We start from the raw sequence: 17,419 nt of genomic DNA, 5'->3' as shown, positions 1-17,419 counted from the left end.
CACCGGCTCCGCCCGGGTACCCTGCTGGCCGTCGGACAGGATCGACCAGAGGAGGCCGAATGGGCCGGTACGCCGCACTCCTGCGGGGGGTCAATCTCGGCTCTCGCAACCGGATCGGCATGGCCGACCTGCGCCGGATCGCCACCGACCTCGGGTACGAGGACGTGCAGACCTACCTGCAGAGCGGCAACCTCGTCTTCGGGGCGGGGAACGGCGCCGATCCGGTACGGCTGGCCGGCGAGATCCGGCAGGCCCTCGTCGACCAGCTGCGCCTCGACGTGCCGGTGGTGGTCCGGACCGGTCCGGAACTGGCGGCGCTGGTCGGCGCCAACCCGTACGAGTCCCGGCAGCCGGAGGATGTCAAGCTGCTGGTGGCGTTCCTGGCCGAGCCGCCCAAGGCCGACCGGGTGTCCGGGCTGGCCGTGCCGGCGGGCGACACCGCCGAGTTCACCCTCGCCGACAGCGGGCGGGACCTCTACCTGCACTACCCGGACGGGTACGGCCGCACCAAGTGCGACAACAACTACCTGGAGAGGCGGCTCGCCGTCGTCTCGACCAGCCGGAACTGGAAGACCGTCAAGGCCCTGGCCGGCCTGACCGCCGGCAACTGAGCCGGCCAGGGCGGTCCGGGCTACAGGCCCAGGTCGCGGGCGATGATCATCCGCTGCACCTCGGAGGTGCCCTCGCCGATCTCCAGGATCTTCGAGTCCCGCCAGAACCTGGCCACCGCGAACTCGTTCATGAAGCCGTACCCGCCGTGGATCTGGGTCGCCTCCCGGGCGTTGTCCACCGCGCACTCGCTGGCGTGCAGCTTGGCGATCGCCGCGTGCCGCTTGAAGTCCTCGCCGGCCAGCATCCGGGCCGCCGCGTCGTAGTAGGCAAGCCGGGAGGTGTGCGCCCGGCGCTCCATGTCAGCGATCTTGAACTGGATGGCCTGGAAGTTGCCGATCGGCTGGCCGAAGGCGTGCCGCTCCTTCGCGTACCTGACGGACTCGTCGACGCAGCCCTGGGCGAGCCCGACCGAGAGCGCCGCGATGGCGATCCGCCCCTCGTCGAGGATCCGCAGGAACTGGGCGAAGCCCCGGCCGCGCTGGCCGAGCAGGTTCTCCGCCGGCACCCGGCAGTCGTCGAAGGTCAGCTCGTGGGTGTCCGAGGCGCACCAGCCGACCTTGGAGTAGCCCGGCGCGACGGTGAAGCCCGGGGTACCGGAGGGCACGATGATTGTGGAGAGTTCCTTGGAGCCGTCCGGCTTCGTACCGGTGACCGCGGTGACCGTGACCAGGGCGGTGATGTCGGTACCGGAGTTGGTGATGAACGCCTTCGAGCCGTTGATCACCCACTCGTCGCCGTCGAGTACCGCCCGGGTCGCCGTGCCGCCCGCGTCGGAGCCGAAGCCCGGCTCGGTCAGCCCGAACCCGGCCAGCGCCTCGCCGGTGACCAGCTTCGGCAGCCAGCGGGCGCGCTGCTCGTCGGTGCCGAACCGGTAGATCGGCATCGCGCCGAGCGAGACCGCCGCCTCCAGGGTGATCGCCACACTGGAGTCGACCCGGGCGATCTCCTCCAGGGCGAGGCAGAGCGCGAAGTAGTCGCCGCCCATCCCGCCGTGCTCCTCCGGGAACGGCAGGCCGAACAGGCCCATCTTGCCCATCTGCGCGACGATCTCGTACGGGAAGGTGTGCCGCTCGTAGTGTTCGGCGATGGCCGGCGCGATGACCTCGCGGGCGAAGGAGCGCACGCTCGATCGCAGCGCCTCGTACTCCTCGCTGAGCCGGAAGTCCATGGGTTCCTCCATCGGTTCGGTACGCCGGGAACGCTCGTGGCGCGCCGGGCGGGGCGGGACTGCGGACGGGCCCCTAGACGGGGGTGACGCCGTGCCGGCGGCGGGAGAAACTACGGTCCTTGCCTCGGGCGGCGGCGAACCGCCGGACCAGCTCGGCCCGCAGGTCGGCCGGCTCGACGATCGCGTCCACGACCAGCTCGCTGGCCAGCCGGACGATGTCGATGTCCTGCTCGTAGGCGGTGCGTCGCTCCGCGACGAAGGCCGCCCGCTCGTCCGGGTCCTCGATCGCGGCGATCTTGTTCGCGTAGACGGCGTTCACCGCCGCCTCGGCGCCCATCACCGCGATCTTCGCGGTGGGCAGCGCGATCGTCGCGTCCGGCTCGAAGCCGGGACCGGCCATCGCGTAGAGGCCGGCACCGTACGCCTTGCGGACCACGACACAGATCTTCGGTACGGTCGCCTCGCTGATCGCCGTGATCATCTTGGCGCCGTGCCGGATGATGCCCTGCTTCTCCACCGCCGTACCGACCATGAAGCCGGGCACGTCGGAGAGGAAGAGCAGCGGCACGTTGAACGCGTCGCAGAGCTGCACGAACCGGGTCGCCTTGTCGGCCGAGTCGACGAAGAGCACCCCGCCCTTGAACATCGAGTTGTTGGCCACCACGCCGACGACCTGGCCGTCGAGCCGGCCGAAGCCGACCGTCAGCTCCTTGGCCCAGAGCGCCTGGATCTCCAGGAAGGAGTCGGCGTCGAGCAGGCCCTTGACGTACCGGCGCATGTCGAACGCCTGCCGCTCACTCGCCGGCACCAGCGCGGCCAGGTCGACCTTGTCGGAGGCGGCGACAGGTGTCGCGGCCGGCGGCTGCTGCGTCCAGTTCGCCGGCAGGTACGACAGGTAGCGGCGGACCACGTCGAGCGCGTCCGTCTCGGTCTTGCAGAGGAAGTGCCCGACGCCGGACTCGGCGCAGTGCACCCGGGCCCCGCCCATCTCCTCCAGCGTGGTCTTCTCCCCGGTGACCATCTCGACCATCCGGTCGGAGCCGAGGTACATGCTGGCGTTGCCGTCCACCATCGCCACCACGTCGCAGAACGCCGGGATGTACGCCCCGCCGGCCGCGCTCGGCCCGAACAGCGCGCAGACCTGCGGGATCGAGCCGGAGGCGCGCACCTGGTTCCAGAAGATCTTTCCGGCGCCGCGCCGGCCGGGGAAGAGGTCCACCTGGTCGGTGATCCGGGCGCCGGCCGAGTCGACCAGGTAGACCATTGGCTGGCCGTTCGCGTATGCCCGCTCGATGATCCGGATGATCTTCTCGACCGTACGGGCGCCCCAACTGCCGGCCTTGACCGTCGAGTCGTTGGCCATCAGGCAGACGGGCCGGCCATCGATACTGGCCTGGCCGGTGACCACGCCGTCGGCGGGGAGCCCGTCGGCGAGCGCGTTGGCGTAGAGGCCGTCCTCGACGAACGATCCCTCGTCGACCAGCAGCGCGATCCGTTCCCGGGCGAAGAGCTTGCCCTTGGCCGCGTTGGCTGAGTGGTATTTCTCCGCTCCGCCGGCCCGGACGCGCTTGCCGAGTTGTTCCAGCGCCGCACCGTCGAGTGTCACGCCGACCCCCTCGCCCGCGGCGGGACTCCGTGGCCCCGCGTCAACGACCTGAACGATCGTTAGGCTACTGCATCCCGGTCGGTCCGGGCCACTCCACCACCCGTCATAGCGAACGACCACGTACCCGGACAGGATGTTGTAATAGATATTTGTCTATAACTACGCTGCTGGCACCCCCAACGTTCCACCGGATCGGAGAGTGAGCCATGACCTCACGGATCAGCCGGCTACTTGTCGCGTTCGTCGCGACGACGGGTGCCACCCTCGGCGTTACGCTCGCCAACCCCACGCCCGCGTCGGCCGCCATGACCATCTGCTACAACACCAGCCAGGCGCCCAGCTACGTCAGCATCGCCAACCAGGCCGCCTCGATCTGGAACAACGCCACGTCGAACCTGACGCTGTCGGCCAACTGCGGCAGCAACCTGCGGATCTACCAGATCACCGGCGGCGGCTCGTACGCCGTACGGACCAGTCTGGGCAACGGACGGGTCTACATCGACACCCGCCAGGCGCAGCAGTACAGCCCGTTGCGGATCATGACGCACGAGATCGGGCACATCCTCGGGCTGCCGGACAACTACAACGGCAACTGCGCGCTGCTGATGTCGGGCGGCAGTGCCGGTACGAGCTGCACCAACCCGTACCCGAGCAGCACCGAGGCCAACCGGGTCACCCAGCTCTTCGCCGGTACCCGGGTCGGGCCGCAGCGGGCCGACGTCGTCGACAGCCAGGTCTTCCGGGACAGCTGGCCGGCGACGATGCTCGCCCCGATCGGCTGAGCCGCCGACGCGGCGACGACGCACAGACGCACAGCGGAGGGGCTGGCGGTCCGCCGGCCCCTCCCGTCGCGCTCGCGGTCAGTCGGTCCCCTCCGCCACGCTCGCGGTCAGTCGAAGGTGACCGACTGGCCGGGCGGGATCCGGGCGTACTCGGTCTCGGCCTTCTGCTCGAACCAGCGGTCCACGACCGGCGCCCCGCGCTCGCTGACCCCCGCGTCGTGGATCGAGTACGCCCGCCGGGGCTTGACCGCCCGGACGAAGTCCAGCGACTCGGAGACCTTCAGCCACGGCGCACCTGTCGGCACCAGCAGCGTCGCCACCGGCAGATCCGGGACGAAGAAGGCGTCGCCGGGGTGGTAGAGCCCGCCACCCGTCGTCCCGACGTCGACCACGAATCCGAGGTTCGGGATTCCGGGCAGCCCCTGGTAGACCTCGGCGTGGTCCCGGCCGACCGCCCGCACCCGGAACCCACCCGCGTCGAACTCGTCACCGGAGGCGACCGGCACCACCGCCGGGCCGAGGTCGGCCAGTTGCCCGGTCACGTCGGCGTGGGCGTAGATCCGCAGCGCCGGATTGGTGGCCACCGCCGCGCTGATCCGCTCAATGTCCAGGTGGTCGGGGTGCTCGTGCGTGACCAGCACGTGGTCGACCGAGTCCAGCGCCTCGGTCTCGGACCAGACGCCGGGATCGATCACCAGCGAGCGTCCGTCCGCCTCCAGGCGTACGCAGGCATGGGTGTACTTGATCAACCGCATTCGCCGAGCCTATCCCGGTTCCTCCGCGCTCACCTCTGTTACGCCGCCAGTCTGCCGTCCCGTCCCCCTGTGGCTTGTCGCTAACCGGTCGACCAGGGCATCGTCCGGTACGGGAAGGGACCGTCCAACGTCGTCGGCAGCCGGACCGACGCACGGGTGGCCAACGGTTCGACCGGTGGCTCGACGGCCGGGCAGCGCGTTCCGCGTGCCGGGAGCGTACGGTCGAGGAGATACCGCTCGATGGCGGCGTCGGCGCACTCGCTGCGGCCGTACACGCCGTGTCCCCATCCCTCGTAGCTGAGCAGGACCCCGTTCCGACCGAGCTGTCGGGCCAGCCCGAGCGCCTGGTCGTAACCGGTGATCGGGTCGTGCACCGCGTTCACGACCAGCAGCGGGGTGGCGCTGCCACGGACCCGGAGCCGGTGTTGCGGGTTGGCGATCCGGGCGGGCGAGCCGAGACAGGCCGCGGCCAGGGCGACGTTGGGCGGCGCGTAGCGCATGTCCGGGGCGATCCGTTCCGCCCGACGCAGGTATCCGGCCCACTCCCGGTAGTCGCGCACCGGCAGGCTCCAGTCGTTGCAGAAGATCGAGACCTGCGGGGCCTCGACCTCCACCGGCGGTTCCGGTTCCGACCGTTGCCACGGCCGCGGGCCCGCGGAATCGAGTTCGACGAGGAGGTCCGCCAGGAAGGACCAGTCCGGCCCGTAGAGGATGCTGAAGGAATACCAGATCAGCAGCTCCGGGCGCAGTGTGACGTCCGGATAGTACGGGGACGGGATCTCGCCGCGGGCAACCCGGTCGAGCAGCCGGTGCCAGAACGCCCGGACATCCTGCCCGTGCAGCGGGCTGGTCGGCGTACGGTCGTTCCACTTCACGAACTCGTCGAAGGAGTCCTGCGCGCTGGCCGCCCCGGCGTCGAGGAAACCGCCCGTGCCGAGACTGTGGTCCAGGCTGCTGTCCGAGACGATCGCGCGTACCCGGTCGGGGAAGAGTTCGGCGTACTGCTGGGCGTTCAACGAGCCGTAGGAGAGGCCGTAGTAGGTGAGCTGCCGGTCGCCGAGCACCTCCCGGACGTGATCCATGTCGCGGACCACGCTGAACATGTCGGCATGGTCGACGATCGGGCCGCTGCGCGCCCGGCAGTCCGCCCGCCACCGGGCGTTGAAGGCCAGCCGGGCGTCGAAGTCGGCCTGGCTGCGCATCGCGAACGACGGCTCCTGATCGAGCAGCTCCTGGGAACAGTGGATCGGGGTGCTGAGGCCGACGCCGCGCGGGTCGATGCCGACGATGTCGAAGCGGCTGCGGATCTCCGCACCGAACCGGTCCGCCCCGAAGATCGCCATCAACCTGCCGGAGCCACCGGGGCCGCCCGGGTTGATCTGCATCGAGCCGATCCGGCGGCGCGGATCGGTGGCCGGGCGCCGGGCCAACGCCAGTTCGATCGTCGGTCCCTTCGGACGCGACCAGTCGAGCGGCACCCTGAGCGTGCCGCACTGGGCGGTCCCGTCCTCCGGACACGGCGACCAGTCGATCGCGCCGGGTCGACCGGTGGCCGGGGTTGCCGCCGCGACGTCCGCGACGGCGACCGGCAACGCGAGCGTGGTGACGACCAGGGCGGTGCTGAACAGGAACTTTCCGGTCCGCACGAGTCCTCCATCCGTCGCGGCGACCGACGCGGCCTGACCGTCCGCGCCCGCCGCGAGGCCCCGTCGCCGAGGCGCACGATGTGACGGATGTAAACCTAGCAATGCGTCCGGGCCGCCGGGGAGGTCTCGGCGGGGCGCTCCTACCCGTCCGGGCCACCGGGAGGTTCGGCGGGGCGCCGCCTACCCGTCCGCCGGCCGGGTCGACCGCGCCCTGTCCGGCTCAGACCAGTCGGGTACGCGGGCCGGCCCGGAGCACCCCGGAGGGCAGTTCCCGGCCGACCAGCCGCTCCGCGTAGGCAGCCGCCTCCAGCAGCGCGTCCAGGTCGACACCGGTCTCGATGCCCATGTCGTGCAGCATGTGCACCACCTCCTCGGTGGCCACGTTCCCGCTCGCCCCCGGGGCGTACGGGCAGCCGCCGAGCCCGCCCACGCTGGCGTCGTACTCGGTGATCCCGAGTTCGAGCGCGGTCAGCAGGTTCGCCAGCGCGGTACCCCGGGTGTTGTGGAAGTGCAGCAGCACCGGGATGTCTGGTTGCCGGTTCCGGACGGCGGTGACGAGTTCCCGGACCCGGCGCGGTGTCGCCATCCCGGTGGTGTCACCGAAGGCGACCCGGTCCGCCCCGTCGGCCACCACCCGGTCGACGATGCCGGCCACCCGGGCCGGGTCGACGTCCCCCTCGTACGGGCAGCCGAAGCTGGTCGCCACGATCACCTCGGCGGTCGCCCCCGCCTCGTGCAGCAGTGCGATCAGTCCGGCGATGTCGTCGAGCGACTCGGCGGTGGCGCGGTTGACGTTGCGCCGGTTGTGGGTGTCGCTGGCCGAGACCACCACCTCGATCTCGGTGAAGCCGGCGGCCAGGGCCCGCTGGGCACCCTTCGAGTTCGGCACCAGCGCCGAGTAGCGCACCTCCGGTGCCTTCGTCGCCCGTTCCCACACCTCGTTGGCGTCGGCCATCTGCGGGATCGCCTTCGGGTGTACGAAGGAGACCGCCTCGATCCGGCGTACGCCGGTGCGGCCGAGCAGGTCCAGCAGGCGTACCTTCCCGTCGGTCGGTACCGGCTCCTCGTTCTGTAGCCCGTCGCGCGGCCCGACCTCCCGGATCGAGACCGCGCTCGGCAGGTCGGCACTCACCTGTCGACTCCCATCCGTCTGCCGGCTTCCATCCGCCTGTCGGCTTCCGTCGGGCCGGTCACTTCTTCGCCCGCATCCGGCCGACGATGCCGGTGTCGTAGTCGCCGCCGAGGAACTCGGGGTTGTCGAACAGCTCGGCGAAGAACGGCAGGTTGCACTTCGGTCCGGCGATCTCGAACCCGGCCACCGCCGTACGGGCCCGGTCGATCGCCTCGGCCCGATCGGCCCCGTACACGATCAGCTTCGCCAGCAGTGAGTCGTAGAACGGGGTGACGGTGGTGCCGAGGGCGTACCCGGAATCGACCCGGACCCCCTCGCCGGTCGGCTCCGTCCACGCGGTTACCGCACCCGGGCCGGGCAGGAACCGCTTCGGGTCCTCGGCGTTGACCCGCAGCTCGATGGCGTGCCCGCGCGCGGCCAGCGCGCCCGGGTCGAAGTTCGGCGCCAGGCCGGCGGCCACCCGCAGCTGCTCCTCCACCAGGTCGACGCCGTAGACCAACTCGGTCACCGGATGCTCCACCTGGAGCCGGGTGTTCATCTCCAGGAAGAAGAACTCCCCGGTGGCCGGATCCAGCAGGCACTCCACGGTGCCCGCGTTGCGGTAGCCGACCGCCTCGCCGGCCCGGACCGCCGCCGCCAGCAGCCGCTCCCGCAGCTCGGGCGAGACGGCCGGGGACGGCGACTCCTCGACCAGCTTCTGGTTGCGCCGCTGCACCGAGCACTCCCGCTCGCCGAGCGCCACCACCCGCCCGTCGGCCAGGCCGAGGATCTGCACCTCGACATGCCGCACCCGGGGGAAGTACCGCTCGATCAGCACCGAGCCGTCCCCGAACATCCGCTCGGCGAAGGCGCGCACCCTGTCGTACTCGGTGCGCAGGCTGGCGGGGTCGGTGGCGACGGCCATGCCCATCCCGCCGCCCCCGGCGGCGGCCTTCACCATGACCGGGAAGCCGATCTCCTCGGCGGCGGCGAGCGCCGCCTCGACAGTGCCGGCCGGGTCGGTGGTGCCGGGCGCCACCGGCACGCCCGCGGCAGCCATCAGGTTCCGGGCATTGATCTTGTCGCCCATCGCCGCGATCGCGTCGGCGCCGGGCCCGACCCAGACCAGGCCGTTCGCCTCGACGGTACGGGCGAAGTCCGCGTTCTCCGACAGGAAGCCGTACCCGGGGTGGATCGCCCGAGCGCCTGTCGACTTGGCGGCGGCGAGGATCGCCTCGGTGTTCCGGTAGCTCTGCGCCGGGTTCGCCGGCCCGACGCAGACCGCCTCGTCGGCCTCGCGCACGAACGGCAGGTCGGCATCCGCCTCCGAGTGGACCGCGATCGTCCGCACGTCGAGCCGGCGGGCGGTCCGGATGATCCGACGGGCGATCTCACCACGGTTCGCGACGAGCAGAGACTCGATCATGCGCTACCTCCCAGTACTCGACCCGGCCGTACCTCGTCGTACGGCCGTCCGCGACCCGGCTCAATGCACCCGCTGTCGACCTCCCCCGTCGGTCCGGTGGGCCGTGGGGTCGGGCGCGGCACCTGAGCGCCACGCGTTCAGCTTAACGAACGTTCAGTCACCCGGGAAACGCCGACTCGGTCGGCCGGGGAGCGACGACTCGGTCGGTCGGCCAGGAAGCGACGGCTCGGGAGCGACGGCTCGGGCGGCCGGGCAGCGGCGGCTCGGGCGGCCGGGGACGATCGCTCAGTTGTCCGGGTCGGCGAGCAGCGCGGCCAGGGTGGCGGCCCGGAGCAGCGCGGCCCGTCGCTGGCGGTCCACCTCTCCGCCGAGGAACGGCGTGGAGTTCATCAGGCCGAACGCGGCATGGGCCAGCACCCGCGCCTCGCCCGCCGACAGCTTCGGGTGCAGCGCGGTCAGCACTCCCACCCACTCCTCGACATAGAGCCGCTGGAGCCGCCGGATCTGCCGCCGGGGCTCCTCCGGCAGCCGGTCCAGCTCGTGCAGGTGCAGCGCGATCACCGCCGGATTGGCCAGGGCGAACTCGACATGGAAGTCGATCAGGGATTCGAGGGCCGCCCGGAAGTTCTCCGGATGCTCCGCGACCCGCTGCCGACCACCGGCGAGCAAGCCGTCACTCACCGGCATCAGCGCGGCGATGAGCATCGCCTCCTTGCCGGCGAAGTGGTGGTAAAGGGCCGGACCGGTCACTCCGGCGGCCGACCCGATGTCGTCCATCGAGACACCGTGATAGCCACGGGCCGCGAAGAGACCGACCGCGATCTCCAGAATCTCCTCGCGCCGGGACCGCCGTCGCCGCACGCCGCTGGCGGGCGCGCCGGCCTCCGTCGCCATCACCTGCTCCTCCACCGTCACCCGACCAGCCTAGTCAGCTGTCAATCGCTGGATCCCCGTCGAGTGTCGGCGGCCACTGGTTGGACAGGCCCCCGCCCGAGCGGGCGGACGGGCCGGCGGGGCGGGGCGGCCCGGTCGGGTGGGGATCGGGTCGGCTACTCGTCGGGGTCGAGGGAGTATCTGGCGCGCAGGGCGTCGGCCTCCGCCGTACGGCCGAGGGTGGCGAGCGCGACACTGAGCAGCCAGGCGGTCCGGAGTACCGCCTCGGAGTGCTCGGGCAGGCCGTTCAGGGTGGCCCGGAGCAGCGGTTCCGCCTCGGCCGGCCGGTCCAGCCGGAGCAGTACCTCCCCGGCGAGCAACTCCACCAGGAGCGCCTCGCCGAAGGCCTGGATCGACCGCAGCGCGTCGGCGGTACCGTCCAGCCTGGCCAGCGCCTCGTCCGGCCGGTCCGCGCCGAGCAGCGCCCGTGCCGCGACGTCGGCAAGCATCGCCCGCTCCCACTGCACCGCCGGCTCCACCTCGGCGTCGTCGGAATCCGGCCGCACCGAGCCGCCGGGCAGGGCCGCGGCAACCCGGTCGGCCACCTCCAGCGCGGCCAGCGTCGCCACCGGGTCACCGGCCCAGTGCAGGGCGGCCACCTCACGACGGCGCACCCGCAGCTCGTCCAGCGGCCGCCCGGCCAGCCGGAACGCGGTGGCGGCGGCACCGAACCGCTGCGCCGCGAGGTTGTCCCGGTCCTCGGCGTAGAGCATCTCGCCGGCCTCCTCGAGCACCCCGGCCCGGGCCGGGAGGTTGTCCGGGCCGTCGAGGTTGTCGGCGAGTTCGTCGAGCAGGGCCAGTGCCAGGCCGTCCTCACCGAGCGACCGGTAGACGGCGGCGAGCAGGTGCCGGCACTGGTCCGCGTCGGCCTGCCGGCCGAGCCGGTCCAGCTCGGCCACCGCCTCCTCCGCCGCCTCGGCCGCCTCCACCGGGCGGTCCGCCCGCCGGTAGGCGTCGGCCAGCTCCCAGCGCAGGTAGGCCGCCCCGTCCACGATGCCCCGCTCCACGCAGAGCGCCACCGCCTCCACCAGGTCGTCGACCGCCTCGTCGGGCCGGCCGGCGGCGACCAGCGCCCGGGCCCGCCCGGTCCTGGCCGGCAGCGCCAGCTTGTCGGTGGCCAGCCGCACCGCCTCGTCGTACGCCGAAACCGCCCGCTCCGGGTCGTCGAACGAGTTGGCGTAGCCGAGGCTGGCGACCGCCCGGTGTTCGGGCAGGCCGAGTTCGTCGTAGAGGTCCCGGGCCCGCAGCGCCGCCTCGCCCACCTCGGCGCGCCGGTCCAGCGACTCCAGCACCCGGACCCTGGTCAACGCGATCCGCGCCACCAGGTGGCGGTCGTCGGTACCGGCCGCCTCGGTCGACGCCCGGTCCACTGCCGCCAGCGCCTCGTCGCCCCGCCCCAGCTCGGCGTACGCCACCGCCAGCCGGTCCTGGGCGGCGGCCCGGTACCAGGGGTCACCGTGCGCCATCAGGTGGTCGGCGGACTCCCCGACCAGCGACATCCCCTCGTCCGGCTCGCCGGACATCACAAGCAGTACGCCCAGCCGACCGGCCACCACCTGGGCGCGGAGTGGATCCGGCAGCTCCTGGTACAGCGCCAGCACCTCCCGGTTCGCCGCGACCGCCCCGGCCAGGTCGCCGGCCACCTGCCGCTCGACCGCCCGGAACTCGCCCCGCCGGGCGACGACGGACGGCTGGAGTGACTGCCCGGCGAACCGTTCGTCGAAGGTCGCCAGTACGGCCAGGAGGTCACCGTCGCGTTCGGTACGCCACGCCGTCTCGGCCAGGTCGAGCAACTGCTCCGGGCCGGCGTCGAGCGGCACGTCGAGCGGAGCGGGCGGCTGCCCGGCCGACACCGCCGGTGCGGAGTCCCGGCCCGCCGCTCCGGGACCGGTGCCCGAAACCGACCCGCCCGAACCCGCCTCGACGGTCGAGACCGACCCGCCCGGAGCCGCCTCGACGGTCGAGGTCCCGGCGGCAGGGGTGGGACGGCGGCGGGCGGTCGGTGACAGCGGCAGATAGTCACCGACCGGCTCCTGACCGAGCAGCTCGGCGATGGCCGCCGAGCGCGCCCCGGTGCCATTGCGGGCGTCGAACCGGACCGCCAGCTCCCGGGCCGTACCGGCCAGTTCCTCGGCGAGCGCCGCCACCGGCACCTCGGCCGACGGGCGGTCCAGATGCCCGGGGCGCCGCACCGGCAGCTCGGCGTGACCGTCGGCGGCGAGCCGGTGCAGCAGCAGCGCCCCGCTGGCGGCGAAAACCATCGCGTCGGCCGGTGACGGCGGCTCGTCCAGCCACCCGAGATGCCGTTCCAGCAGCTCCAGCCCGCGCGCCTCGTTGCCGGTCAACGCGCAGAAGATCAGATGGTCACCGACCAGCGACATGTTCGCGATGTTCGTCCGGTGTCGGCGGTACGCCCGCAGGTGAGCGTCGCGCGCCTGCTCCCGCCGGCCGGTGTGCAGGTACGGCAGCAGCAGCGCGGTGAGTACGCACTGCGGCTGCTCGACGCAGCCCAGCCGTCCGGCGAGTACCGGCTCGGCCAGCGCCACCGCCTCCTCCCACCGCCCGAGCGAGGCGAGGTACTCGATCTGGTCGGTCGGGTCGCAGCCGGCACAGTCGGAGAGTTCGTCCCGGGGTGCGGTGATCCACTGGCGGTACCACTGTGCTGCCTCGTCCGCCGCACCGACGTGCACCGCCACCTGGTGCCGGTACTTGTAGACCATCTGGAGGCTGTGGCCGCCAGCCCGGTAGCGCCGCTCCATGTCGTCGAGTACGGCCATCGTGCGGTCCAGCGGCACCTCGGGAAACTCGAGCAGCCCGCTGACCATGTGCTTGAAGTACCAGAGCAGACTGTGCTGATAACGCTGCTGGTAGGGCCTCGGGTTGCGGTCGAACTCGGCCAGGCACCAGGAGAAGGTGACGAACGACCGGGCCGGCTCGCCGCCGTAGTAGTAGGCGGCGGTGGCGAGCATCCGGGCCGCGAAGGCGAGTTGCTCGTCACCGCTGGCGTCGACCTGCCGGAGCAGCGCCTCGGCGGCGGCGACCTGACCGCTGCCGTACGGCATCTCGCCGATCCGGTCGATCGTCCGCCACAGGTCGTCGGTGTCCCGGGCCATCCTCACTCCTGTCCTGGTACGGCCCGGCCGAGCAGGCCGAGGAACGAGCTGTTCAGCAGGGCGGCGTCGGCGGGGCGGATCGGGTGGTAGCCGAGCAGCAGTGCCTGGCCGTACAGGGCTTCGACGGCGAGCCCGACCAGGGCCGGGTCACCGAGTGCGCTGACCCGCCGGACCAGCGGATTACGGTGGTTGAGCACCAGTTGCGGCCGCTCGGGCGGGCCGGAGGCGGCGAGTGCGTCGAGTACCCCGGCCCAGGTCTCGTCGGCTCGCTCCCGGGTCGACCGGAGCTGCTCCTCGAACGCCGCCGACCGGCTCACCAGATAGAGCGCCGGCAGGGACGCCGGGGCGTACGACCGGAGCACCACCTCGACACCGAGCCGGTCCAGGGCACGCTGCGCGGCGCCGGTGAACGGCCGCAGCGCCAGCTCGGTCGCCGGGTCGAGGGCGTCGAAGCGGGTGGTCAGGTCGTTCGGCTCCAGCCGTTCGACAAGCACCGACCGGTCGACTGTCGGCAACCGCTCGATGATCTCGGTGTCGTACGTGTGACCGGCGTTGACCACCGCCAGGTCCTGCGCCGCCGCCACCCCGGCGAGCTGGCGAAACTCGTCGACGCTTGCCGCGTACCGGATCAGGCCGTGCCGTTCGCGGAACTCGGCCAGGGTGGTCTGCCCGGTGTTGGTCTCCATCGGCCACCAGCGCTCGACCAGCCGCAGCATCTCGTCGTCGTGCAGGGCCAGCGCCTTCACCCCGAGGTGGTGCACCTGGAGGAACTCGGCGAGCCGACGCGGCGCGGTGGTGGCGAGCCGGACCAGCCAGCCCCGGAGCTGGTCGCCGAGCGCCTCCCGGGCCGCCTCCAGCAGGCTGTCCTCGTAGAGCGCCTCCCGGCTGGCGGTCGGGCGCAGCTCGGTGGAGTCGACGACGCAGCGGGCGAAGAACGCCCAGTCCGGCAGCAACCCCTCGGCGCCCTCGGTGAGCAGCATCCGCTTCAGGTAGACCCGGTGACCGGCCCGGCCCGCCGGGTTGACCGGAGTGGGCAGTACGAACGCCGCGCCGGTCAGCCCCGCCTCCGGCACCGACAGCGGTACGACGTCGAACGGGGTGAAGCCGAGCACCTCGCGGGCGTACCGGACGAGGTTGTCCCGGCGCACGGAGGGCGACGTGCCTGCGGTGGCCGCCCACGGCGGCGGCCCGGTGGTGGTCTCGACGTCGCCGACGAACACCCGGATCGGCAGCAGCGAACCGAAGATCCGGGCCAGCTCGGTCACCGTCGGCTGGGTCAGCCACTGGTCGGCGTCCCGGCGCGGAACCAGCGTGACTGTGGTACCCGGTTCGGCGCGCTGCCTGTCGGCGGCGTGGGTCGCGCCGTCGGCCGTGGCATCGGTGGCCAGTTCGACCCGGTAGCGGCCGTCGGCATAGCCGGTCCAGAACACGGTCGGCTCGTCGCCGTGCCGGGTGCACACCCGGACCTCGTCGGCGACCAGGAAGCAGGAGAGCAGGCCGATGCCGAACTGGCCGAGGAACTCGTGCCGGGCGAAGCCGAGTTCATCCCTTTTGGAGCTACGGCCGATGGTGGCGAGCAGCTCGTGCACCTGGGACTCGGTCAGGCCGATCCCGGTGTCGTGCACCCGCAGCGTGCCGTCCCCGGTCAGCTCCGGCGGCTCGATCCGGACCACTGCCGGCGCGCCGGGGTCGCCGGCCCGGCGGGCGGTGATGGCGTCCACCGCGTTCTGCAACAACTCCCGCACGTAGACCCGGGGACTGCCGTAGAGGTGATGGCTGAGCAGATCGACCACGCCGCGAAGGTCGACCTGGAAGGTCCGGTCCACGATCTCTTCACTCACTCCCGTCCGGTGACGGCGCTCACGGTACCGGCCCCGGGCGCCACGCCGCGTCCTGCTTTTACGCCGACTTTTCTCGCGCGCCCGGTGTGACGTTCGGCTTGACTCTCGACCGGATCGAGACCGCAGGCTCGCCCGGTCAGGCCGGCACGGTGAGCTGGGAGGGGCGATCATCAGATGTCCGAGGCAGCGACACCAGCGACAACGACGGCTGCGACGACGGCGACATCGCCGGCTGCGGCGTCCGTTGGATGTAGCACCGAGGCACGGCGGGGTGGCGGCGGATTCGGAGCACTGTGGACGGCGGCGGTGATGTCCCGGCTCGGCGACGCGCTGCGTACCCCCGCGCTGGCCCTGCTCGCCGCGTCGCTGACCCGGGACCCTCGGGCGATCGCGGCCGTGGTGGTCGCCGGACAGCTTCCGCCACTGCTGTTCGGCCTGCTCGGCGGCGTCTACGCCGACCGCTGGGACCGGCGCCGCACGATGGCCACAGTGGACGGTCTGCGCGCCGTGCTGGTCGCCGTCTTCGCCCTGCTGGTCGTCACCGGCGAGGTCGGGATCGTCACGCTCGTCGGCTGCGCGTTCCTGCTCGCCACCCTCGGCGTGCTATTCGACGCCGCCGCGTTCGCCGTACTGCCCGGGATCGTGCCCGCCGAGCGGTTGGCGGTGGCCAACGGGCGACTCCAGGCGGGTACCGCCATCGCCGGTGGATTCGTCGGGACGCCACTGGCCGGAGTGCTCTTCACCCTCTCGGCCGCCCTGCCGTTCGCGGTCGACGCCGTCACGTTCGCCCTCGCCGCCCTGCTGGCACTGACCCTGCGACCACCCCTGGTCCGCACGGCAACCACCTCCGCCACCAGCCGCGACACCGCCGCATGGCGGGCGGCCGGTGTCGGGCTGCGGTGGATCTGGCAGGACCACACGCTGCGCCGGATCACCGGCCTGACCGTGGTCACCAACCTGGCCACCAGCGGCCTGATCGCGATCACCGTGCTCTACGCGCTGGAGGTGCTGGCGGTGTCGGCCGCCGGATATGGGCTGTTCATGTCGGTGGGGGTGCTCGGTGCGCTGGCCGGTGGACTCTGCGCGGGCCGGGTCGCCGCCCGGTTCGGCACCCTGCCCGGGCTGCGCTGGGTGCTGGTCGCCGAGACACTGGCGATCGCCACGCTGGCCGTGGCCCGGCATCCGGTGCCGGGCGCCGTCGCACTCGCGGTCTTCTCCGCGGGTACGGCCGTCTGGAATGCGCTCTGGTCGGCGTACGGGCAGCGCAACGTCCCCGCCGAACTGCTGGGGCGGGTCGGCAGCGCCCAGCGTACGGTCGGACTGCTCGCCGCCCCGGTCGGTGCGATCGGCGCCGGCCTGCTCGGCTCCGTCGCCGGCCTACCTCCGGTGCTGTACGCCGCCACAACCATCTTCGCCCTGGTCACGATGATTTCCTGGCGCTCGCTCCGCCCCCACGCTCGAACCGCCGTCGACGTGTAGCGTCCGGTTCGCCCCAGCAGGGCGAACGTCACGTCCTGCGATACTCCGAGGGTGCGGGCGTCGGTGGAAGTGGAAGTGCTACGGGAACTGGTCGGCCGGTTGCTGGGGGTGGAGATCCGTACCCTCGTACCGCTCGGCGAGGGCACCGACCACGTCGCGTACGAGGTGGACGGCGTGTACGTGGTCCGCCAGCAGAAGCTGGTCAACGGCGCGGACGGGGCGGACACCGCTGACGGGGTGTCGGCGATCGAGCGGGAGATCGCACTGCTCGACGTCGTCGCGCGGGTGTCGCCGATCCCGGTGCCCGAGGTGGTCGCCGCGGCGCCCGAGTCGGGTCTGGTGGTGCAGCGCAAGCTGTCGGGTGAGTCGCTGCTCGACCGGCCGCCGACCGATCCGGCAGCCCTGGTCGACCAGCTCGCGGAGTTCCTGACCGCCATCCACGGCATCCCGCAGGGACGGGTCGCCGGCCTGGTCGAGGAGGACCGCTACCCGCTGGCCGACTACCTCGCCGACACCGCCGCCGCGCTGCCGGAGGTCGCCGCGCTGCTCGGTGCCGAGGAACGCATGGCGGTGGACCGGTTCCTGGCCACCCCGCCACCTGTCGAGCCGGACGTACTCGCGTTCTGCCACAACGACCTCGGCGCCGAGCATCTGCTCGCCACGCCGGACCGTACCCGGCTGACCGGCGTACTCGACTGGTCCGACGCGGCGGTTGCCGACCCGGCGCACGACCTGGGCCGGATCTACCGCGACCTCGGCCCGGAGGTCGCCGGCCAGGTGGCCGCGCGGCTTGACCGGCCAACCGGTGACCTGCTGGCCCGCGCCGCGTTCCACGCCCGCTGCGCGCTGATCGAGGACCTGGCGTTCGGCGCGACGGCCGACCGGCGGTACGCCGACGCCGCACTCGCCCACCTGACCCGAACCTTCCGCAACTGACCCCTCGCGGG

The 17,419-nt window shown here is 72.3% G+C and carries 13 protein-coding genes; 4 read left to right on the top strand and 9 right to left on the bottom strand.

The window, feature by feature from the left end:
• Window positions 1–59 precede the first annotated feature (59 nt).
• The gene (locus CLT71_RS22670) at window positions 60–611 is read left to right on the top strand and encodes a DUF1697 domain-containing protein (RefSeq protein WP_101368873.1); all 552 of its coding nucleotides are present in this window, start codon (window positions 60–62) and stop codon (window positions 609–611) included.
• A 20-nt stretch (window positions 612–631) separates the two neighbouring features.
• Here the strand turns inward: CLT71_RS22670 and CLT71_RS22665 are convergent, their stop codons facing one another.
• Window positions 632–1,780, bottom strand: coding sequence for an acyl-CoA dehydrogenase family protein (locus tag CLT71_RS22665; protein ID WP_101371700.1), 1,149 nt, complete (start codon window positions 1,778–1,780; stop codon window positions 632–634).
• A 73-nt stretch (window positions 1,781–1,853) separates the two neighbouring features.
• Window positions 1,854–3,386, bottom strand: a complete 1,533-nt coding sequence (locus tag CLT71_RS22660; RefSeq protein WP_101368872.1) for an acyl-CoA carboxylase subunit beta — start codon at window positions 3,384–3,386, stop codon at window positions 1,854–1,856.
• A gap of 206 nt (window positions 3,387–3,592) precedes the next feature.
• On the opposite strand from CLT71_RS22660, the gene CLT71_RS22655 reads away from it, so the two are divergent.
• Window positions 3,593–4,168 carry a snapalysin family zinc-dependent metalloprotease gene (locus CLT71_RS22655; RefSeq protein WP_101368871.1) on the top strand — a complete coding sequence of 192 codons (576 nt, stop codon included), beginning with the start codon at window positions 3,593–3,595 and terminating at the stop codon, window positions 4,166–4,168.
• A gap of 107 nt (window positions 4,169–4,275) precedes the next feature.
• On the opposite strand, the gene CLT71_RS22650 is transcribed toward CLT71_RS22655, so the two are convergent.
• The 7 genes from CLT71_RS22650 to CLT71_RS22620 all read right to left on the bottom strand — a co-directional run bounded on the left by CLT71_RS22650 (window position 4,276) and on the right by CLT71_RS22620 (window position 14,978).
• Window positions 4,276–4,923: an MBL fold metallo-hydrolase gene (locus CLT71_RS22650; protein ID WP_101368870.1), complete on the bottom strand. Its 648-nt coding sequence runs from the start codon at window positions 4,921–4,923 to the stop codon at window positions 4,276–4,278.
• An 80-nt stretch (window positions 4,924–5,003) separates the two neighbouring features.
• Complete coding sequence (locus CLT71_RS22645) at window positions 5,004–6,569, bottom strand: alpha/beta hydrolase (RefSeq protein ID WP_486483396.1); 1,566 nt, start codon at window positions 6,567–6,569, stop codon at window positions 5,004–5,006.
• Between the two features lie 220 nt (window positions 6,570–6,789).
• Window positions 6,790–7,689 carry a hydroxymethylglutaryl-CoA lyase gene (locus CLT71_RS22640; protein ID WP_101371698.1) on the bottom strand — a complete coding sequence of 300 codons (900 nt, stop codon included), beginning with the start codon at window positions 7,687–7,689 and terminating at the stop codon, window positions 6,790–6,792.
• A gap of 70 nt (window positions 7,690–7,759) precedes the next feature.
• Window positions 7,760–9,106: an ATP-binding protein gene (locus CLT71_RS22635; RefSeq protein ID WP_101368869.1), complete on the bottom strand. Its 1,347-nt coding sequence runs from the start codon at window positions 9,104–9,106 to the stop codon at window positions 7,760–7,762.
• A 285-nt stretch (window positions 9,107–9,391) separates the two neighbouring features.
• Window positions 9,392–10,000, bottom strand: a complete 609-nt coding sequence (locus tag CLT71_RS22630) for a TetR/AcrR family transcriptional regulator (RefSeq protein ID WP_101371697.1) — start codon at window positions 9,998–10,000, stop codon at window positions 9,392–9,394.
• Between the two features lie 155 nt (window positions 10,001–10,155).
• Window positions 10,156–13,152, bottom strand: a complete 2,997-nt coding sequence (locus CLT71_RS22625; protein ID WP_101368868.1) for a hypothetical protein — start codon at window positions 13,150–13,152, stop codon at window positions 10,156–10,158.
• 2 nt (window positions 13,153–13,154) lie between these two features.
• Window positions 13,155–14,978: an HSP90 family protein gene (locus CLT71_RS22620; protein ID WP_101371696.1), complete on the bottom strand. Its 1,824-nt coding sequence runs from the start codon at window positions 14,976–14,978 to the stop codon at window positions 13,155–13,157.
• Between the two features lie 306 nt (window positions 14,979–15,284).
• Here CLT71_RS22620 and CLT71_RS22615 point away from each other — a divergent pair, with 306 nt between their 5' ends.
• Together CLT71_RS22615 and CLT71_RS22610 are read left to right on the top strand one after the other, a co-directional pair.
• Window positions 15,285–16,472, top strand: a complete 1,188-nt coding sequence (locus CLT71_RS22615; protein WP_486483715.1) for an MFS transporter — start codon at window positions 15,285–15,287, stop codon at window positions 16,470–16,472.
• A gap of 63 nt (window positions 16,473–16,535) precedes the next feature.
• Window positions 16,536–17,408: an aminoglycoside phosphotransferase family protein gene (locus CLT71_RS22610; RefSeq protein WP_158242278.1), complete on the top strand. Its 873-nt coding sequence runs from the start codon at window positions 16,536–16,538 to the stop codon at window positions 17,406–17,408.
• Window positions 17,409–17,419: the final 11 nt, after the last annotated feature.

This window comes from Plantactinospora sp. CNZ320 (assembly GCF_002846275.1).
This window is presented reverse-complemented; position numbering and strand designations above follow the sequence as displayed.